Annotated in this window: 24 protein-coding genes; 14 read left to right on the forward strand and 10 right to left on the reverse strand. The window is 39.1% G+C overall.

Annotated elements, in window-relative coordinates:
• Together B2V92_RS14045 and B2V92_RS14050 are read left to right on the forward strand one after the other, a co-directional pair.
• The coding region (locus B2V92_RS14045; protein ID WP_293309181.1) for an ROK family protein at positions 1-810 on the forward strand (810 nt) is incomplete at its 5' end.
• An 86-nt stretch (positions 811-896) separates the two neighbouring features.
• The gene (locus B2V92_RS14050; protein WP_293309183.1) at positions 897-3272 is read left to right on the forward strand and encodes a glycoside hydrolase family 3 N-terminal domain-containing protein; all 2376 of its coding nucleotides are present in this window, start codon (positions 897-899) and stop codon (positions 3270-3272) included.
• Between the two features lie 128 nt (positions 3273-3400).
• Here B2V92_RS14050 and B2V92_RS14055 read toward each other — a convergent pair whose 3' ends face one another.
• Positions 3401-4126: a LytR/AlgR family response regulator transcription factor gene (locus B2V92_RS14055; protein WP_293309185.1), complete on the reverse strand. Its 726-nt coding sequence runs from the start codon at positions 4124-4126 to the stop codon at positions 3401-3403.
• The gene (locus B2V92_RS14060) at positions 4123-4332 is read right to left on the reverse strand and encodes a hypothetical protein (protein WP_293309187.1); all 210 of its coding nucleotides are present in this window, start codon (positions 4330-4332) and stop codon (positions 4123-4125) included. Before B2V92_RS14060 ends, B2V92_RS14055 begins: the two co-directional genes overlap by 4 nt.
• 44 nt (positions 4333-4376) lie before the next feature.
• Here B2V92_RS14060 and B2V92_RS14065 point away from each other — a divergent pair, with 44 nt between their 5' ends.
• From B2V92_RS14065 to B2V92_RS14105, 9 genes are all read left to right on the forward strand, one after another.
• Positions 4377-4880, forward strand: a complete 504-nt coding sequence (locus tag B2V92_RS14065) for a hypothetical protein (protein ID WP_293309189.1) — start codon at positions 4377-4379, stop codon at positions 4878-4880.
• A gap of 65 nt (positions 4881-4945) precedes the next feature.
• Positions 4946-5113 (forward strand): hypothetical protein, encoded by a 168-nt coding sequence (locus B2V92_RS14070; protein ID WP_293309191.1) that lies wholly within the window; start codon positions 4946-4948, stop codon positions 5111-5113.
• Positions 5097-5630 carry an ATP-binding cassette domain-containing protein gene (locus tag B2V92_RS14075; RefSeq protein ID WP_349681434.1) on the forward strand — a complete coding sequence of 178 codons (534 nt, stop codon included), beginning with the start codon at positions 5097-5099 and terminating at the stop codon, positions 5628-5630. The genes B2V92_RS14070 and B2V92_RS14075 overlap by 17 nt, the downstream gene beginning before the upstream one ends.
• 43 nt (positions 5631-5673) lie before the next feature.
• Positions 5674-5982 (forward strand): HTH domain-containing protein, encoded by a 309-nt coding sequence (locus tag B2V92_RS14080; protein ID WP_293309193.1) that lies wholly within the window; start codon positions 5674-5676, stop codon positions 5980-5982.
• Between the two features lie 87 nt (positions 5983-6069).
• Positions 6070-6222: a class IIb bacteriocin, lactobin A/cerein 7B family gene (locus B2V92_RS14085; RefSeq protein WP_293309195.1), complete on the forward strand. Its 153-nt coding sequence runs from the start codon at positions 6070-6072 to the stop codon at positions 6220-6222.
• Positions 6223-6283: 61 nt separating this feature from the next.
• Complete coding sequence (locus B2V92_RS14090) at positions 6284-6481, forward strand: hypothetical protein (protein ID WP_293309197.1); 198 nt, start codon at positions 6284-6286, stop codon at positions 6479-6481.
• A gap of 56 nt (positions 6482-6537) precedes the next feature.
• Positions 6538-7719, forward strand: coding sequence for a hypothetical protein (locus B2V92_RS14095; RefSeq protein ID WP_293309199.1), 1182 nt, complete (start codon positions 6538-6540; stop codon positions 7717-7719).
• A gap of 181 nt (positions 7720-7900) precedes the next feature.
• Complete coding sequence (locus B2V92_RS14100; protein WP_293309201.1) at positions 7901-8104, forward strand: hypothetical protein; 204 nt, start codon at positions 7901-7903, stop codon at positions 8102-8104.
• Between the two features lie 60 nt (positions 8105-8164).
• A complete protein-coding gene (locus tag B2V92_RS14105) occupies positions 8165-9256 on the forward strand; it encodes a hypothetical protein (protein ID WP_293309203.1) in 1092 nt (363 codons plus the stop codon).
• Positions 9257-9491: 235 nt separating this feature from the next.
• Here the strand turns inward: B2V92_RS14105 and B2V92_RS14110 are convergent, their stop codons facing one another.
• The 8 genes from B2V92_RS14110 to B2V92_RS14145 form a co-directional block, all read right to left on the reverse strand.
• Positions 9492-9947, reverse strand: coding sequence for a 4'-phosphopantetheinyl transferase family protein (locus tag B2V92_RS14110; RefSeq protein WP_293309205.1), 456 nt, complete (start codon positions 9945-9947; stop codon positions 9492-9494).
• Positions 9934-10197 (reverse strand): acyl carrier protein, encoded by a 264-nt coding sequence (locus tag B2V92_RS14115; RefSeq protein ID WP_293309207.1) that lies wholly within the window; start codon positions 10195-10197, stop codon positions 9934-9936. The genes B2V92_RS14110 and B2V92_RS14115 overlap by 14 nt, the downstream gene beginning before the upstream one ends.
• Positions 10190-11467: a beta-ketoacyl-[acyl-carrier-protein] synthase family protein gene (locus B2V92_RS14120; protein ID WP_293309209.1), complete on the reverse strand. Its 1278-nt coding sequence runs from the start codon at positions 11465-11467 to the stop codon at positions 10190-10192. Before B2V92_RS14120 ends, B2V92_RS14115 begins: the two co-directional genes overlap by 8 nt.
• On the reverse strand, positions 11460-11900 hold the full coding sequence (locus tag B2V92_RS14125; protein ID WP_293309211.1) for a 3-hydroxyacyl-ACP dehydratase FabZ family protein: 441 nt from the start codon (positions 11898-11900) through the stop codon (positions 11460-11462). The genes B2V92_RS14120 and B2V92_RS14125 overlap by 8 nt, the downstream gene beginning before the upstream one ends.
• Positions 11901-12017: 117 nt before the next feature.
• Positions 12018-13070 carry a type III polyketide synthase gene (locus B2V92_RS14130; protein WP_293309213.1) on the reverse strand — a complete coding sequence of 351 codons (1053 nt, stop codon included), beginning with the start codon at positions 13068-13070 and terminating at the stop codon, positions 12018-12020.
• Positions 13067-13780, reverse strand: coding sequence for a methyltransferase domain-containing protein (locus tag B2V92_RS14135; RefSeq protein ID WP_293309215.1), 714 nt, complete (start codon positions 13778-13780; stop codon positions 13067-13069). The genes B2V92_RS14130 and B2V92_RS14135 overlap by 4 nt, the downstream gene beginning before the upstream one ends.
• Positions 13781-14986: an NAD(P)/FAD-dependent oxidoreductase gene (locus B2V92_RS14140; RefSeq protein ID WP_293309217.1), complete on the reverse strand. Its 1206-nt coding sequence runs from the start codon at positions 14984-14986 to the stop codon at positions 13781-13783.
• 242 nt (positions 14987-15228) lie between these two features.
• Positions 15229-16368 (reverse strand): sterol desaturase family protein, encoded by a 1140-nt coding sequence (locus tag B2V92_RS14145; protein WP_293309219.1) that lies wholly within the window; start codon positions 16366-16368, stop codon positions 15229-15231.
• Positions 16369-16773: 405 nt separating this feature from the next.
• Between B2V92_RS14145 and B2V92_RS14150 the strand changes: the two genes are divergently transcribed.
• The 3 genes from B2V92_RS14150 to B2V92_RS14160 all read left to right on the forward strand — a co-directional run bounded on the left by B2V92_RS14150 (position 16774) and on the right by B2V92_RS14160 (position 20297).
• Complete coding sequence (locus B2V92_RS14150) at positions 16774-17934, forward strand: carboxypeptidase-like regulatory domain-containing protein (protein WP_293309221.1); 1161 nt, start codon at positions 16774-16776, stop codon at positions 17932-17934.
• A gap of 514 nt (positions 17935-18448) precedes the next feature.
• Positions 18449-19510, forward strand: a complete 1062-nt coding sequence (gene lpxK / locus B2V92_RS14155; RefSeq protein WP_293309223.1) for a tetraacyldisaccharide 4'-kinase — start codon at positions 18449-18451, stop codon at positions 19508-19510.
• On the forward strand, positions 19482-20297 hold the full coding sequence (locus B2V92_RS14160; RefSeq protein ID WP_293309225.1) for a purine-nucleoside phosphorylase: 816 nt from the start codon (positions 19482-19484) through the stop codon (positions 20295-20297). Before lpxK ends, B2V92_RS14160 begins: the two co-directional genes overlap by 29 nt.
• Position 20298: the final 1 nt, after the last annotated feature.

Consider the following 20298-nt stretch of genomic DNA (forward strand, 5'->3'; position numbering starts at 1 on the left):
TTGATCGATCTTGATAAAAAAAATGAAATCGCCAAAACCAGGTGCAGGGCGGGTTTAAATACCAACGCGCCCGCCGAAGAAATTATAGATGCATGGGCAAATATTATAGAAAGTACCATGAGCAAACACACCGGGCGTCCTGCTTGGATTTCTATTGCCATGCCAGGCCCAATGGATTATAAAAACGGCATCTGTATGATCAAAGATCAGGGCAAGTACGATGCATTGTATAATGTAAATATCAAAGAAAAACTGTCGCAAAGGCTGGACTTTTCTCCATCAGCCATCAGTTTCCGTAATGATGCTGTGTGTTTTCTACAGGGTGAGGTATTCGGCGGTAGTTTACAGGGAATGGATAAAGCAATCGGGCTTACGCTGGGCACAGGTTTGGGCACAGCCTACGTTAAAAACGGCGAGGCCTATGATGCTGATTTATGGAAAATGCCTTTTATGAAAGGGATTGCCGAAGATTATATTTCTACCCGCTGGTTTGTAAACCGCTTTGAAGAACTGGCAGAAGTAGAAATTAAAGATGTGAAAGATCTGGTAGAAAACCACCGCGATTCGCCATATTTCCGTTCCGTTTTTACCGAATTCAGTATGAACCTTGCCAAGTTTATCTATAAGTTTGTGCGTAAGAAAATGCCATTGGCAGCAGTTATCGGTGGTAATATTGTACAGGCAGAGGCCTATTTTTTAGATGATACACGGAAATACCTGGCACAGATGATGGGCTATAGCTTTCCCATAAAAAGATCAACATTGGGCGAACAGGCTGCATTGATAGGGGCGGGATCGAGTTTGCAATAGTTTAACTGTTGCTTTAATTAAAGCCTATAACCAATACATTTTAAAATAATTATTTTATTTATATAAACTAAATATTGAAGCTTTTTATGCATTTAAAAAAAACGACCTGGTTTTTTCTCAGTCTTTTCTTAATTGTTCTCATCTTTGCTTTTAAAGGAAAACAGATTTCGGGTGAACAGCCCTGGATAGATTTTAACAAAAACGGCAGATTAGACATCTACGAAGATAAAAAGCAGCCGGTAGAGGCTAGAGTGGCCGACCTGCTTAAACGGATGACCATTGAAGAAAAGACCTGCCAATTGGTAACCTTATATGGATATGGCGCCTTTTTAAAAGACCGTTTGCCTACTGCCTCCTGGAAAGACAGTGTATGGAAAGATGGTATCGCCAATATAGACGAACAGCTTACCGGATTGAGGAAAGATACCGTTCTGGCTTTTCCATATTCGGCCCACGCAGAAGCCATCAATAAAATACAAAGATGGTTTATTGAAGAAACAAGATTGGGCATTCCGGTAGATTTTACAACAGAAGGAATCCGCGGACTAAACCATATGAAAGCTACTTATTTTCCGGCCCAGCTGGCACAGGGTAGTAGCTTTAATAAACAGTTGGTTAGGCAAATTGGTCGTATTACTTCAAGTGAAGCTAAAGCGCTTGGATATACCAATGTTTACTCGCCAATCCTCGATGTTTCTTCCGACCCTAGATGGGGACGTATGGAAGAAACCTATGGCTGCGATCCTTTTTTGGTTAGCCAACTCGGTAAAGAAAATATTTTGGGTATACAGGAAAATGGCATCATTTCTACCGTAAAACATTTTGCGGTTTACAGCATTCCGGTAGGTGGACGCGATGGCGGTGTACGTACCGATCCACATGTGGCACCAAGAGAAATGTGGAACCTCTACCTCGAACCGTTCAGGGTTGCTTTTCAGGAGGCACATGCTAAAGGGGTAATGGCTTCGTATAACGATTACGACGGACAACCGATTATTGGCAGCCATTATTTTTTAACCGATATCCTGCGGAAACAGTTTGGCTTTAAAGGTTATGTAACCAGCGACAGCCATGCGCTCGAAGATCTTTTTGCCAAGCACCATGTAGCGAAAGATACGGCCGATGCTGCACGTATGGCACTTAATGCAGGCTTAAATGTACGTACTGAATTTAAGAATCCGGCTGATTACCTGCGGGGATTGAGACGGGGCATAAAAAATGGAAGTATTGCAATGGCAGTGGTAAACCAACGTGTAGCAGAAGTTTTAAGGGTTAAATTTGAGATCGGTCTTTTCGATCAGCCTTATGTTAAAGATCCCAATGCTGCCGATCGGATTGTACACAACGCCAAGGCCAAAGCACTAGCCCTGCAGGCCGCCCGGGAAGGCATTGTGCTCTTAGAAAACCATAATAAAATTTTACCGCTCGATAGCTCAAAAACAGGTTCGGTGGCCATCATTGGGCCGAATGCCAAAGAACACCATAGTTTACTTTCCAGATACGGGCCAACGCATGCGAGCGTAATAACTGTGTTTGATGGTCTGAAAGCCGCTTTACCCATCGGAACCAAAATTAATTATGCCAAAGGCTGCGATCACATCGACCCGCATTTTCCCGAAAGTGATGTACAGGATTTCGATCTGGACGAAAAGGAGAACGCTGCAATAGAAGAAGCTGTTGAAACCGCTAAAAAATCGGAAACTGTATTTCTGGTACTGGGAGATAACGAAAATACCATCGGAGAAACAAAATCACGATTAACGCTTAAATTACCCGGAAGGCAGGAACTTTTGCTGAAACGCATTGCTGCATTAAAAAAGCCAATGGTGCTCTTATTGGTCGGCGGTAGACCCGTAACTTTTAGCTTCGATCATAAAACCATTCCGGCAATAGTTGAAACTTGGTATTTAGGCGAATATACCGGAAAAGCCATTGCAGATGTACTTTTCGGCAGATATAACCCCGGAGGTAAATTAAGTGTACCTTTCCCTAAAACAGTTGGACAGATTCCGCTTTCTTTCCCGATAAAACCTTCGGCCGATGCAGAAAGTAAAGAAGATGCCAATGTAAGCGGTTTTCTGTATCCTTTCGGTTATGGCCTAAGTTATACCGATTTTCAATACAGCGATCTCAACATTGTAAATGCTTATGCAAAGGAAAAAAAGATCAAAGTGAGCTTCAAGATTAAAAACACGGGGAACAGGGCGGGTGATGAAGTACCACAACTGTATTTTCAGGATGAAGTAAGTTCGGTAATTACCTACAGTAAAAACCTGCGGGGCTTCGAACGTGTGCACCTTGAAGCCGGCCAAACCAAAACCATCAATTTTGTGCTTAGCCAACAGGATCTTTCCCTGCTTAATGCCGATATGAAACGTGTGGTAGAACCAGGCTGGTTTAAAATTTTTGTGGGTTCATCTTCGGAGGATGATCGTTTAACAGGTAGAGTTAAGGTGGATTAGTTCATTGCTCATAAGGTTAACTGGTTAATTGTTTACCCTTCGGCTACGCTCAGGGGGTTAATCGGCGCTAATCCCCAAACGCTCGCCCTCTGCTCTTCGCTCCATGCTGTATGCTCCGTGCTCCATGCTCAAGATATCAGCTTCTGTTTCATCACATCCAGAAAGTCTTTCCGGTAGGTTTCGCCAATGAGTATCTCTGCCGAAATTCCCTTTAGTATGATCCGGTTCCCATCTATAGAGGTAATTTTGTTCGTGGCCACAATAAATGATTTTTGTACCCTGATAAAATGGCTTTTCGGTAATCTCTCCTCCACATCTTTCATGGTGAGCAGTGCCAGTGTACGTGTGCCGTTATGGTGGAAAGCAATGTAATTTTTCATGCCTTCAACAAAATCAATTTCTGCGATGTTGATCTTTAACATTTTACCCTTGGCCTCTGTTTTAACCATAAAATAATCATCAACCGGCGTGTGGGGCGGGATGTTGGTGCTTTTGGAATTGATTATTTTTAATGCTTTGGTTATGGCCTGCAAAAAGCGGGGCAGGGGTATAGGTTTAACCAGGTAATCCACCACATCAAGGTCGAAACCCTCGGTGGCAAACTCTTTATAGGCAGTGGTGAGGATCACCTGCATATCCATGTTTTTCATCGTCTGGATAAATTCTATACCCGATATTTCGGGCATGTGTATGTCCAGAAAAATAAGGTCTACTTTATTGCTGCTCAAAAAACCGAGTGCATCAATAGGGTTGGTAAAAGTTGCTGTGATTTCTATGGCTGCAACCGATTTCAGGTAATGCTGTATTACTTCTATGGCATGCTCTTCGTCATCAACAATAATGCAGTTAATCATGAGGTGTAAGGTTGTGGGTTAATCTTTGGTAGTTGGAGATGCTGTAAAAAATCTAAACTATCAGTAGATTTTGGTTTTTCCTGATGATCCATAACCTTATTGTAAGGGATGGTTAGTTCAAGACTGTAATCTGTTTCGGTTTCGTTGATCGTTAACGCTATCCCTTTTTTATAATGGTTAGAGAGCCTTTTTTTGATGTTTTCCATACCTATACCGCTTGAGAGTTCTTTAGGCCCGTTTTTCAAGTGTGATGATAGATAACCGTTCGGGCGAACTAAGAGATTTATTAAATGATGCGCTCCTCCTCTTAAAACAGGCTGATTTAAGCAATGCGGGGCAACCTGCATTGCAAAACGGCTTATATGCCGCGAGCTGGCAGCAATATGCAGAGCAGATTCAGAACGCCATCAATGTACGCGAACAGGCCTATAAGGTTTATAAAAGATACGAAGTGCTTTTTGGCAAAAAAGTAGTTACCGAAGCAGAATACGAACAGTATAAATTTAATTACGACCAGGCACTTTCCGATTTTAAAATGGTTGGCAAAAAGTACCGTACACAATGGCAAACAGAAGCCAACCAATATAAGAAAGAACTAAGGGATTTAAGCAATCAGAAAATACAGCTTAACGAACAGGAAAAACTTTATCATTTAACGGCCAGGATCTCGGGCACGGTACAGAGGCTTATCGGGTTTGCAACTGGGCTCGTTTATTTCTGCCAATCAGAAAATCGGAGAAATATCGCCCGATAGTGCTTTGCTGGCCATTTGCTACGTAAAACCTTCCGATATCGGTTTAATTAAGTCCGGGGCAAACGGTGAGGTTCCAGGTTGATGCCTTTAACTATAACCAGTGGGGCTTATTGGCAGGTACGGTAACCGACATTTCAGACGATATCGTTATGCTAAACCAAACCCCATATTTTAAGGTAAAATGTAAGTTGGATAAAAATTATCTGGAACTGAAAAATGGATATTGCAGGTAATGTAATCGAAAATATTGCAATTGGAGATTACGAACCCAACATGCAGCAGATTATCAATATCTGCACCCAGCTGGGTATTATCGATTTTATTGAAGCATTGCCAGAAGGGTTTCAAACCTACCTGGGCGAAAATGGTGCTTCACTATCTGGGGGACAAAAACAACGTATTGCCATTGCCCGTGCCCTGTATCGTAATCCCGAAATTTTAATTTTGGATGAAGCTACTTCTTCATTGGATTCGGCTTCGGAGCAATATGTACAGCGTACGATAGATTTATTACGGGCACAAAAGAAAACCATTATCATCATCGCCCACCGTTTGCCAACCATCAGAAAAGCCGATAAAATTATTGTGCTTGATAAAGGAAAAGTAGTAGAGGAAGGAAGCCATACCGAAATGATTGTTGCGAACGGACATTATGCCAGTTTATGGAAACAACAGTTTGGAGATGATGGTCTGCTTAATTTAGTAAACCCTTCATCAACATTGATAAATAGAAATATGGTACCTCAATAATTACGCTACACACAAATAATATTTAATCATCGCAATCTCAACTATGAAATTATTAGAATACATCGATAGGATCAAGATCATACATAAACTGATAAGGGAAAGCCGTACCGGAACACCCGAAAATTTAGCACAAAGGTTATCCATATCCACTTCAAGATTATATGTGGTATTAGACGAACTGAAGCTGATGGGCGCACCTATTGAATACTCCAGGCAGTTGCAAACCTATTATTATACACAGGCATTTGAGGTAAATATCAGGGCCGATTTTACGGTTTTAAAGCCACAGGAACTGATGGCTGTAAATGCCGGATTTTATTTTCAGCATCATTATCCACTACTTTTTTTGTAGAGCGGACGAAAGTAATTTAGAGGTGTTGCAACAAAAAGGCGTAAACCGAAAAGCCTTAAAGAGTAGGTGTTTTTTTAACGAATTAAAATGATGAAAAACTTAAAATTAGAAAGTTTTGGTGTTCAGGAAATGGATGCAAAAGAAATGACTGATGTAAAAGGAGGCTTTTGGCCCCTCATTATCGCAGGTATAATTGCTTTAGCTGCACTGGTAGCGTCAAAAGATGTTTGGGTTGATTAACCCGTTAACTAACAAAAACAATTTTTTAAAAACTTTAAATATTATCTTAATAAACTATATTATGAAACTAATTGATTATTCAGTAACCGAACTTAATAAAAATGAAATGTTAACCATCGAAGGTGGCAGTTGGTTATCAAGAAGATGGGATGAAATTAAAGCCTTTTTATCTGATCTTGGAGAAGAAATCCTTGAAGGAATTGCAGGGGGAACAGTGTCAGGACCAGGTGGTTCGGGACCGATTTTTCCGCAAAACTAATTAATAAAATGAAAAAGGATAAGTCTGCTAACTTATCCTTTATTTAATTGAGTAAAATGTACGATCGAAAGTATAACATTATCATATTTTTTCTTTTCTTTTTTATCAACGTTAAAGCGCAGGAACAACGTATTGCGGCAACTGTAAGCGATTCGAAAGGGAAAGGCATTCCTTATGCATCAATTTATGGCAATCATAACCTCCTTGCCATTTCAGAAGCTGATGGTAAATTCATCATCAGCATAGCTAAAAACGAACTTATCGATACACTTTATGTCAGCTCTGTAGGTTATGTTTCAACTGCTGTTCCGTTAAGCAAAAACCTGCAACAAATTACCTTAAAAGAAAGCGACCAGTTATTGGAAGAAGTTTCGGTAAAAGCATTAAATTTTACCGATCAGTTACTTCAGGATTGTTTGGATAATGGTATGGATACTACAGCAATATCAGGCACGCTTTTATGCAGGCAATATTTAAAGTTAGATGGTCTTTATAAACGTTTTTCAGAAGGAATATTCAACTACCATATTGATGGTAAACCGAACAAAAAAATAATTCTTGATCTTTTAAATGCCCGAACGCTGGATAACCTTGAGGTTAAAAACCAGGGTTTAGGAAAAATGAAATACGGTATAAATATCAGGGCTGCCATACAACAACCTTTTTTGCTATTTAAGCGAAACATACTGGATAAAGTATACCACTTTAACCTGGTTGGTCAGCGCAAAATTGATGGGGTAAACTGTTATAAAATTATCTTCAATTTTGATCAGAAAGTTACCATACCCAAGAATACCAGGTTCTTAATAGGGGGAGGAATCATTTATATCACTTGTGATGGACATCTGTTGAAATCGCTGGAAAGAAATCTGTTTTCACCTGACTTAAAAAAACGCTGGTTTACAAAGGAAATTTATGAAGTTGAAAAAGCAAAATCCCGGTTAAACCATATCGAACTCACCAGCGAGATTATCACAGGCCGGAATGCTCAAAGACAGCCAATGGGTGGCTTGAGTATTCAATTTAAATCAGATGCTAATATAAATCCTGTTGATGACTTTAGCGACGATAAAGGGAGTCAGGATTTATCCAATCATGTAAAAGCTTATGATGTTCATTTTTGGAAAGAATATTATACGCTGTTTGGCACTCATTTACCTGCCGATCTTCTTCAGGCTTTTTCAAAATTCGGAGCGCTTGATCTTCAGTTTGCACAGGCAGCTGATTTTAAGAAATAAAACTACTTCGGCGCAGATGCCTTTGCAAATAACTTCATTAATGAGATAAATTATTTTAATAAATATTGTTCACTCTTTTTTTTGTAGAGTGGGCAAAAGTAATTTAGAGGTGTTGCAACAAAAAGGCGTAAAACCGAAAAGCCTTTAACGAGTAGGTAAATTGTAAATAAAAATCTAAGTGATGCAGAAATTAAAGTTATATTATGAAAAATTTAAAAAATACGAAGTTGAAGAATTATCTTTAACAGAAATGAAATCGATTGAAGGTGGTAGCTGGTTTTGCAGGGCATTTGAACCTATTGGCAATGCTTTAGATGATGCTTACCACTGGGTACAAGATAATCTGGGTATTACTTTGGGTTCAGATGGACTACACGGGAAATAACTAAACCGGAAGAGCAGGTTATTTATCCTGCTCTTTCTATTTTGCTTTTACAAAAACCTTATGTTTAACAATATTTGTAACGCTAAGAATATCTTTTTAGCGATTTTGTTTTTTCTGTCTATTACGAAAATAAACGCCCAATCCTTTTATCTTACAGGGTATGTTTTTGATGGCAAAACGCCTTTAACCGGTGCTTCCATATTAATTTCCAATAAACATGTAGGCAATAGTGATGCTTCCGGTTATTTTGAAGCCAACGCTAAATTGGGCGATACACTGAAAATAAGCTTTCCTTTTTACGAAGTTGCAACACTTGTTTTAACCGATTCGCTGGAGAAAAAAGTAAATTTAACGCTAAAAATATTTCAGCTGGATGATGTTCAGATCAATTTTAGCAGGAGAAAAACCATCGAATCTTTGTTGAATGCGTCCTTTTCACAATTAAAGTCAGATCCGTTTAATGCGGAAGTATTTTTAAGGCAATCTGTTGTACAGAATGATGAAAAAGTTCGCTTATTAAATGAAGGTTTGCTAAGTGTTAGCAGTCCTGATTTAAAAGAGCTTATTGCGGCGGGCAGCAGTAAAAAAGTAAAACTAAATGTTGATTACAGCTGTAATCTGGTTAATGCCAAGGTTGGCCCCAGGATAACTTATGGCAGTAACCCCCAGATTAAATTACGTTTGGGATTGTTGCCGGCTCATTTCTATGAGCTTGTAAAACTGAATATTACCGAAGAAAGCATTAAATCAGATAGTGTGAATACGATTATTCAGATTAAAGGAAATCTGGCGCTAAAAGAAAAGGTTGAGGTATCGTATATATGGATTTTGGATCAAAAAACCAATGCTTTAAAGCAAAGTCAGTATTACGAGCAATATGTAAATAAAAAGTATTTTTTCTTTTATGATTATGCTTACCGGGATCATCAACTTTATTCGGCGTTGATCAGTGCAAAACAGGTTATTGGCCGAAATTCTTACTCCACCAATGATGAAATGTTCCTATATAAGCAAACCGGTAGTGATACAGGCAAATGGAATTTTGATGCAAATAAATGTGGGTTGGAAAAATATGTAGAGCAGACAGGAAATTGTGATGAGTTGAAAGATTTTAAAAATAAACATCAAATATCAGCGCGTAGTTTCTTTTAGTGTTGCAAAAAAAAATCGTTTCGAACAATTATTGCCATTGAGTAGTTTCGGTAATTGTTTTTAAGAATAATGTTTATAAATGCCTTGACTAGATCGATTCGTCATGCTGAATTTATTTCAGCATCTTTTTAGGATGAGAGACTTTGAAATAAATTCAGGGTGACGGATACCTTAATCAAAAGCTGGTCATAACTACCCAAAAGGAGGATTAATTATCGAACTTAGGTTAAATCGTTTAATACACCAAAGCCAAATACCTGCCATGGTGACTAACACAACCAGGTTTGGTGCTTTTGTAATCGAAAAGATAATGAGGTGCTTCGTAAATAGTAATTTTAATTTCATCCAGTTGATTGTAATTAGGAGCGGCGACAGTATGTACAAATGCTGTTTGTAAACTGCTTTTAGTGAAATAGGCATACCCATCAATATTTACTTCGCCATAAGTGTTAGGATGGATGGTACAGCTTAAACTTTTGGGTGCAAAATTACGGATACCAGTTTTGCGGTTATGGATTTTATAGGCCGATTCTTTCATGCTCCAAAGTAACCATACCATCACATCAGGATTTTCTGCAGCAGAAATGAGTAACTGTTCTTCCGTTGTAAAAATCTTATCCAGATAATTTTTACGGTGCCAGTTGCTCTGGGTTTTGGCCAGGTATAAATCTACAATATCATTGCCCAGCACGTGCTTCTAATTTAGCAGCTATAATTTCAGTCGTGGCTTTTACATTAAGCATTTTTGCCATCGAATCGTTGTCTATTTCAATGTTGAATTTTTCCTCAATATCCAGGATAATATCAACCAGATTGGCCGAATTTATTTTTAAATCATTGATAAAATCTGTGTTTTCATCGATATGGGCCAAAGCCGAGGTTTCTTCGCTATAGGGCTGAACGATGGTTTTTAGATTTTCGATAATCTGTTCTTTATTCATGGGTATATTTTTTAAAAATAACGCAGGCATTAATGTCGCCAAATCCGAAACTGGCTTTAGCTAATATATTAATTGGTTGTTGGATTAAAGTTTTCGGAATGCTTTTTTCAGGAATTAGTGCCTTAATTTCTGCGCTTAAATCTTCACAGTTGATATTCGGGAAAATAAAGCCTTCAGCAAGTTCGAGTATCGAAGCTACACATTCTATACTTCCCGAAGCCGCTATACAATGCCCGATCATTCCTTTCAACGAATTGATGTAAGGAAAACGTTCGGCAGGTAGTTGTAATGCATCTTTCCAGTTTTCTATTTCGAGTGCATCTTTGGTGGTAGCCGTAAGGTGCCCGTTAATCACATCTATTTCTGCGGCTTGTATTCCGGCATTTTGTAGCGCAGCTTTTATACAGCGTTGTACGGCAATTGGGTTTGGCGCAGTCATGGTTCCTAATCCCCGCTGTCCGCCTGAATTGATATTTCCACCCAATACTTCACCATAAATTTTTGCCTTTCTGGCGAGGGCACTTTCCAGCGATTCTAAAACCAATGCGCCGGCTCCGCTTCCCGGTACAAAACCACTTGCGGTTTCGCTCATGGGCCTGCTTCCCTTTTTGGGTTCGTGGTTATGTTTAAAAGTACATACTTTCATGGCATCAAAACCACCCCAAATGTACGGGCCACTATCGCTGGTGCTGCCGGCAAGCATTTTGGTTGCCTGGCCGGTTTTAATCCTTTCGTAAGCCAATAAGATACTTTCGGCTCCGGTTGCGCATGCTGATGAATTGGTGCTTACCTGGTTGCCCAGGCCGAGCTTGCCACTGATAAAAGCACTCACACCACTTGCCATGGTCTGTATCACCACTGAGCTTCCAAGTTTTCTGATTTCGAGGTCATCAATTTTATTGATCGCCCACCTGAATTTATCGATTCCAGAAGTGCCAGCACCAAAAATGGTTCCGCTATCCCAATCGGGTTCATCGTTGTTTTCAATGGTTAAACCAGCATCTTTCCAGGCATCTAAACCTGCAATTACACCGTAAACAATACCCGAGCTGTTTAAATTACGCAGTTCGAGCGGGGTAAAATATTGGCTGATTCGTTCTTCGCTCAATTCGGGTTTTCCGGCAATCTGACAGGAAAAATTTAAAGCTTCCAGGTCAGGCTGATGGCTGATACCCGAAATTCCTTTTTTTATCGCATCCGAAAATTCAGCGAGGGTAGTGCCATTTGGTGCACATACGCCCAAGCCCGTAATTACAACACGTTTATCCATTGTTTTTCGAAATTAACATGCCCGAAATATTTCCTTTGCATACTACCTCGCCTGCAGTATTTTCCATTTTTACCTTGCAGCTTAATTTGTTAAACCTGAAATAGATTTTTTCACTCGTTACCGTTACTTTTTCGCCCGGATAAACTGGTTTTAAAAAGTCGATCGCGTTTGATGTCATGGCAATTGAAACATCTTGATCAATATCTTTTAAGAGGTAAATCCCCAAACAAACCAGGCCAATTTGTGCCATGGTTTCGGTGAGGATTACCGCAGGTGTAACCGGATGGTTTTTAAAATGGCTTTCGTAAAAAGATAGCCCTTTGTCATAGGTAAATGTTCCCACTGCTCCGTTTTCGTCGATCTGCAATAATTCATCAACAAAAAGAAAGGATTTGCCGTAGGGGAGTTGAGCCAGTATTTCGTTTGTTGTCATTAATGAGTGAATTGTTGAATGTTAGAATGACTGAATGTTAGAATGATGGAATGAGTGAATGATTGAGGGATTGAATGTTAGAATTATTGAATGATAAAATGAATGATTGAATGAATTTTACCATTGCAACAATATTCTTTGTGCCGAAAAACCCGGGCCAAAGCTCAGCATCAATCCTTTTTCTCCTTTTGCCGGTTTTTTATCCATTATGCGTTCCAGAACATAAAGTACGGTTGCACTGCTCATATTTCCATATAACTTTAAAACGGCTTTGGTGTCATCTATATTTTTGCCCAGTTCGCTAAATAATTCTTCCACAATCTGGATAATCTTTTTCCCTCCCGGATGAAAAATCAAATGGTCTATATCTTTAATTTCGAGTTCGTTTTTGGCCAGAAATGGATGGATAATATCAGGGAAATGATTGGAAATGGTTTCGGGCACGGCGATATCCAGTACCATTTGCAGGCCGGTATTGGTGAGTTTAAAACCCATCATTTCTTCAGCATCATAAAAATGGTACATTTCTTCGGCCAAAATTTCTGGTCCACTGTCTTCTTCAGCCGAACTTAACAACACACAGGCCGCACCATCCCCAAATATGGCTGCACTTACGATATTGGCCATCGAAAAATCGTTGAGCTGAAAGGTTGCTGTTGGCGATTCTACCGCAACAACCGCTGCCCGTTTACCGGGATTGGCTTTTAGGAAATTCTTGGCATAAATCATACCCGATACGCCAGCGGCACAGCCCATTTCGGTTACGGGCAAACGCACTATATCCTGGCGCAGTTTTAATAAATTGATCAGATAAGCATCTAAAGAGGGGATCATAATTCCGGTGCAGCTCACCGTAATGATATAATCAAGATCTTGCGCCTGCCAGCCAGCTTTTTCGAGTGCCGAGCTTAAACAATTGGCCCCTAATTTTATGCTTTCGCGAACGTAAATGTTGTTCCGCTCTTCAAAACTTAAATCGCTGAAAACTTCTTCGGGCGACATGATCGAATAACGTTTATCAACCGCTGCACCCTCGAAAATCTTTTTCACCTTCCGGATAAAACGCTCATCCTGATCTTTTAGCCAAACATCCAGAAATGGCAGAATGTCTTCAGTTGATCTCCAGAATTCGGGCAGGGCTTTGCTTACTGCTTTTACGGTTACGCTCATATTGTTTTAATTATCCATTGGTAGCGGAAAGCCCATTTCCATTTTATCGAACTAGATTTAAGCTTTAATTGTTTGGTATATTTAATCAGATCAGCTCTTTTAAAACCACGGAGGATAGATACCAATCCGTCCTCGCGCGACATATCATTTAACCGGAATACGTAACATATCGCTTTAAAAAGACGATAGGCCAGGGCACTCCTTTGTAGGTCATTAATTACAATACCCAACTTTGCCGATCTTTTAAAATTTTCCAATAGCTCAATAATTTCTTCATCTTTAAAATGATGCAGCGTTAAAGTACAGAGCATAATATCACAGGGATCATCTTTGCCCAGATCATCAAAAATATCGCTACAATCGTAAGTGATATTGGGGTAATTTTTAGATAAACTTTTTGCATGATCGATGGTAAAACTATTGGCATCAATTCCTTTCAGTATAAAATTTAAACCTTTGCTTTTGGCATAATCGGCCAAAGTGCGCAGCATGTCGCCATTTCCACAGCCAATATCAGTAATACGTATCAATTCGCTCTTTGGTTTGCTGCCAATTAAGCTTTTAATGCCATTTAATGTAACTTTATTACCGCCAAGCAGTTGGTTAATGCTTGCAATCTTATCCAATGCATCGCGTAATATTTCGCCTTCCATGGCAAAATCGTCCATAATTTCGGGTTCGGTGCTTCTATATGTGGTATCTACAGCCATTTATTGTGGGATAGTAATGGGTTTTCCGTGGGTTTGTTTAATGATGGTTTTGAGCATGAAGGGCATTTTACTTAAAGTATCCATGGCAAACTTTTCGAGTTTATTGTTTTTAAGCAAAGCTGATAAAAGCCTTCCCATTTTTAAGCGGTTTTTAAATTCGCGGTTCCATGCTAAGGTATATTTTTGCTCCAATGCTGATCTTGAAGTGATTTTACCTTCGAGTGTTTGTTGTAACAAGGTTGAAACTATTTTTGCGCTATGGATGGCCATGGCCATGCCGTTTCCACAAAGTGGATGGATGAGCCCGGCAGTATCGCCAATCATTAAAATATGGTTATAAACCGGTTCTTTTGCCTCAAAAGAAATCTGACTGATGGTTAACGGCGATTCGAACATACTTTCTGCATTTTCGAAAATGGTTGCCAGGTGGATGTTTTTGTAAAGGATGTTTTCCTGATAGGCCAGAATATTTTTATGCTTTTTAAAACTTTCGTAATTGGCCAGATAACAGATGTTTAAAATGTTATTTTCTACTTTCGAAACCCCACAGTAACCACCTTCAAAATTGTGCAAACTTACCACATTGCTAGGGAAATCAGCCTTGTAATGCGCTTTTACAGCCAGATAGGGCGATTGTTTATTGATGAATTTCCGGTTCAGTTTTATATCAATAGCCGATCTTTTTCCATAAGCTCCGATTACGTAATGTGCGACAAAACTAGCTGTTGCTGTTTCAACCACAAATTGATCATTTGCAAAATTTACCTGTACTACACGATCTTGCACTACTTTTATTTTTCTTTTAACAAGTTCGGTGTAGAGGTAATGATCAATGGTGTACCGGCTTAATCCGAAACCACCCAACGGCAATTTGGTCTGTATGCTTTTGCCTGATAGAGAAGTGAAAAGCAGATCGCTGATCAAAGCAGGGGCAAGACTTTCGATATCCAGACCGAGCCATTTAAGGTAGGGGAGAACTTCGTTCGAAATGTATTCGCCGCAAACTTTATGGTGGGGGTAGGTATCTTTCTCGATCAGTGTCACATCCAGTCCGAGTTTATTGAGATGGAGCGCAGCAGTTAAACCTGCCAATCCGCCTCCAATAATTAAAATTTCTGTTTCGGCATGCATAGGATGAGATGGAACGCTAATATAACGTTTTAAATGGCTGTTTGTTCCATTTAACCTGTTTGCGCTCGTTTCCAAACGAGTGCATCAATAGCTTTACGATTGCATCGTAGAAAAGGTTGCTTTTAACCACAGAGATCACTGAGAGATACACCAAGCGCACAGAGGGCTGGGTATATAGTGTTTGTGCTGTTAGATGTTGCCATCTGACAGTATGGCTTGCTTTGTAAAAGGCTTTATGATTACATCGTTTTAAACGATTAACTATTCAACACTCGTTAGAAACGAGCGTTAGCAAAGTTCGTTTAGCGCCGGTCTTTTTACCTATCGCTCCGTTCTTCCATATTTAAATCGGTATCAAACGGACTTTTGGTAAAAGGATAGATAGATTGTTTAACAAAACCTTTTGGGTAAGCCGCCTCGTGTACACCCGTTCCGGCGGGCCATTCTTTGCCCGGTAAATAATAGGTGCCGAATATCATATCGATAAATGGAAATATGGAGGCAAAATTATGCCCGTAATATTTCGGGTCTTCGCAATGGTGCCAATGGTGGTATTGTGGGGTTGTAAAAATGTATTTCAGCGGTCCGAAATTGATGCGGGTATTGGCATGGATCAGTACGGCGTGTATGGCAATAAAAATAATATACACATTAAAAACCGTTGGCGAAAAACCTAAAACGTAAAGTGGGATAAACGTCATGGCACGGGTAAAAAAGATATCGATAAAATGGGTACGGCTTCCGGCCAGCCAATCCATATTCTGGGTAGAATGGTGTATCGAATGGAAACGCCATAAAGCTACACGTGTATGGAAAAAACGGTGCGCCCAGTATTGAAACAGGTCGGTACTGAAAAAGGCCAAAAATAAGGCTACTATAAATGGCAAACCCTGCACCCATGCGTGTACCTTATCCAATCCCATCCAGCCGAAAAACAAAACCGCTGGTTTTTGGGTAATAATTCCGAAAAACTGTATAAAAAGATGACTGATTACAAAATAGGTTAAATCCGTACGCCACTCTTCATGGAATTTGGTTTGTTCATTATTTTTTGGAAAGAATAACTCCAGTGGAACAAAAATGGCAACCATTAAAAGAAGATCTAAAATCATCCAATCCAGGCCAAAATGCCAGTTCGATTTTGCTACATCCCTTCCTTCTACACTTAATGCACCCAATATTACCGCCAAAGCGCCCAATGCAAAACCCGGCCATGCCCATTTTATTTTTTTACTAAGGATTAAACTCAATAAAGAAAAAAAGAAACACGCAATTACACCGCCGAGCATTAATGCTTCCATGCTTTCTTTGGTGTATATCTCGCGGAATTCGGGAGTCGTTAATTTTTCAGGATAGTGGAAACAAAGAATTCCCAGAAGCGCCAATACGGCTAAAAAAATAGAAATATATCCACTGATCTGGCCCTGGCCAACAACTAATCTTTTATTAGGAGACATTAAATTACGTTTTGGTAGAGAACAATGATAATAAAAAATCTTAAAATATTAACTTATTAGTTGATTGGTTCACTTGTCATTAGTTCATTGGTCAGCATGATGCAAAAAACTATTCAGTGTAAATCAGTGCATCCGTGGCTAAATAGTTCATTGGTTCATTCGTTATTTGTTGATTGGTTAACTGGCTCGAGAGCAAAACAATTTCCATCTAACATCATTTGACCATTAAGAAATTAAGGTCATTAAGGTACTTTTTTGTCTGAAAATCCTTTGATGATCGTCATCCTGAATTTATTTCAGGATCTATCCAGACTGCCGGCTTCAAACTAACATGTTTCCATATCTAAAAAGAATAATTAAATTAGAGGGCATTAACCAGAAACTAATAAAAAACGCCTCAAATCTATGTCTTGCCGCTCAAAAATCATATTAGCAATTATTCTATGCTGTTTTAGCTTTTTTTCTGAAGCATGGGCGCAAAAAAATATTAAAGGTCGCGTTATTAATTCAGCCAGTAAGGGTATAGCTTCTGTTTCGATTTACAGTAATGAAAAACTTGTAGCATTAAGTGATGCTGATGGCAATTTTGCGTTTAAAATAGATTCGTTAAAGAAAGAACAACTGTTTTCGTTTAGTTCTGTGGGTTACGAAAGCCGTTCGATTAAAATTGATGATCAGATCAATGTAGCTGACCTCATTGTTAAGTTAAAGGATAAGTATATGAAGTTGGATGATGTGCAGATTTATGCCCCCAATTTTGTTTCAACGCTGGTGAAAAATGCCCTCGCACACCTTGCTGATTCGGGTGTAGTAAGCAAAAAACTACTCTGCAGGCAGTACATTGTTCGAAATGGTAAATACAATACTTATGCGGAAGGTATATTTAACCTGCATACCGACGAATATAAAAACGATATCAAGTTGCAGTTGGAGGGGATTAGAAGACTTAAAGACTTAAGAAAAGCAACAGGGAGTGTTAATATAAATTATGCCATTGATTTAAGGCTGGAGCTAAAATCTTATTTTGTAAGTTATTTAAATGCGAACATGTTAGATGAGGATAACGATTACGAAATTGAAGGTCAGGTTGATTACGAAGGTGTAAAATGTTATAAAATTTATTTCAGTAGGGTAAGAAACGTATTGTATAAAAGCAAAAACGGATGGATTTACATAACTGTAGACAAACACCTTCTCAGGGGAATGGAAAGCAATATTGCTACTGTGGCAAAAAGTATGATCTGGATAAATAGGCAGAATTATACTATTGAGAATTGTTTGTCGCACCTTTCTTCTACTTATTTGAAATGCAATGTAGTAGCTGGGTTATTTTCGGAAGGTGAGCCATCGGCAGAAATGGAACTACTTTTTTTAGATAATATTGATCCTGAACAAAAAAACAATAATGGTTTCTCTACTTTAAAACTCAGACAGGACTTTTACCAATACCCCAGGAAAAACAACGTTGAGCTTTGGAAAGAAATCTACGAAAAATATCACTTAACAATTCCTCCAATAATTGTAGAAACCTATAAATCAGATAAAGATATTTTGGAACAATTTTAAGGTTGGTTCATTTGTCATTGGTTTATTGGTCAATGGTTCATAGTTTATTAGCGATTGGCTTATTGAAAATTGATTATTGGTAATTTGTTATTCAACCTCGGACTGCGGAATTCGGACTAATTCGTTCACTTGTTCATTAGCTATTTGTTTATTGAACATTGTTCATTAGTAACTGCCCTCCAGCCGCTTACCTGTTACAGATCCTTCGACTACGCTCAGGATGACAAACCTTAAACAGGAATCGGTTGGCTTCGGACTCCGGACTGCCGACTTCGGACTAAACATCTTATTCCATCTTCCATCATTTCACCATTAAGAAATTAAGGTCATTAAGGCCCTTTTTTATCTCAAAACCCTCCAGCGATCTTCATCCTGAATTTATTTCAGGATCTATCCTGCCAGGCGATGTTTTCCATTTTACATTATTCACTCAAACCATTTCTTCCCTTTAAAGGTTGCTTTATTGGTGCAATGCCTTTCTTTTTTAAATAATCAGTATTTTTGAAGCCACGATATGTTACTAAACTACCTACGTCTTTTACTGCTCCCATTTTCATTGATTTACGGATTGGCTATTGTGCTCCGCAAAAAGCTTTACGATTGGGGCCTTATGCCGTCGGTAAAGTTCGATCTGCCGATAATCTGTGTAGGTAATTTAGCGGTAGGCGGATCGGGCAAGACACCCACTACCGAATATTTGGTGAGGCTGCTGGCTGATTATAAAGTTGCAATTTTAAGCAGGGGATATGGCCGGAAAACAAAAGGTTTTATCCTTGCCGATGCCAGCTCCACCGCCGAAACCATTGGCGACGAACCGCTTCAGTACCATCAAAAATTTAATGGTGTAACTGTAGCTGTATGTGAAGACCGTGTAAAAGGAATCAATCAATTAAAAGAAAACCACGATTTAATCATCCTCGATGATGCCTTTCAGCACCGTGCTGTGCAGGCCGGTTTTAATATCCTTCTTTTCGAATTCCGAAAATTAGGCACTTTACAGTTTTTGTTGCCTGCCGGAAACCTGCGCGATGTTTTTTCATCCCGTAAGCGGGCCGATGTATTATTGGTAACCAAATCGCCTGTTCCTTTGTTACATGTAGCACAACAGGCTTCGATAAATGAATTACAGCCCAATGCCGGTCAGCCCGTTCTGCATTCCTATTTAAAATATGGCGATCTGGTACATTTATATGATAAAGAAAGCCGTACACTCGAATCGGTGAAAGATTTTGAGATTTTTCTGTTAACCGGAATTGCCAATCCGCAGCCTTTGATAGAAGAACTTGGGAAATATTCTAAAACGATCAGACACGAAGATTTTCCTGATCATTATGCCTTTAAAGAAGCTGATATCAGGAAATTTAAAAACACTTTTTTGGCCGGAATTAAAAAAGAAAAAATCATCATCACAACAGAAAAGGATAGCAAGCGTTTAAGAGCTACCGGATTTGAAGATTTACTGTTAGATTTACCTGTATATTATTTACCCATAGAGGTTGAATTATTTGAAGAAGATAAGATTACCTTTGACGAACTCATTTTAAATTATGTTAAGAGCAATAGAAGAAACCGTTGAATATATAAAACGTAAAACAGAGAATTTTAAACCAGAAATAGGCATTATTCTGGGTACGGGCCTTGGTGGTCTGGTAAAAGAAATCGAAGTTGAACATCAGTTGATGTATTCCAACATTCCCAATTTCCCGATTTCTACTTTAGAATTTCATAGTGGTAAACTTATTTTTGGTACGCTTAACGGGAAAAAAATCATTGCCATGCAGGGCCGTTTGCACTATTACGAAGGTTATAGCATGCAGCAGATTACTTTTCCGGTGAGGGTGATGAAAGGTTTGGGCATCGAAAACCTGATCGTATCCAACGCAGCCGGTTCGTTAAACCCTGAATTTAAAAAGGGCGATTTAATGATTATCGAAGATCATATTAATTTACAGCCCGATAATCCATTACGTGGTTTAATCGAAAGTGAATTAGGGCCACGTTTCCCCGATATGAGCCAGCCTTACAAACGCGATATTATTGCCAAAGCTTTGGAAATTGCAAAAGATGTTGATATTAAATGCCATAAAGGGGTTTATGTTGCCGTTTCGGGCCCGAATTTGGAAACCAAAGCCGAATATAAATATTTACGCTTAATCGGTGCAGATGCCGTGGGCATGAGTACCGTACCAGAGGTGATTGTGGCCAACCATGCCGGTTTGCCTGTTTTTGCAATCTCGGTACTTACCGATGAAGGTTTCCCTGAAGATCTTCAACCTTTTAATTTAGACGAAATTTTGGCTGCTGCGGCCAAGGCAGAGCCAAAAATGACAGAAATTTTAACCCGCTTAATTTCTGATTTATAAG

This window comes from Pedobacter sp. UBA5917, assembly GCF_002432345.1.
Taxonomy (GTDB): domain Bacteria; phylum Bacteroidota; class Bacteroidia; order Sphingobacteriales; family Sphingobacteriaceae; genus Pedobacter.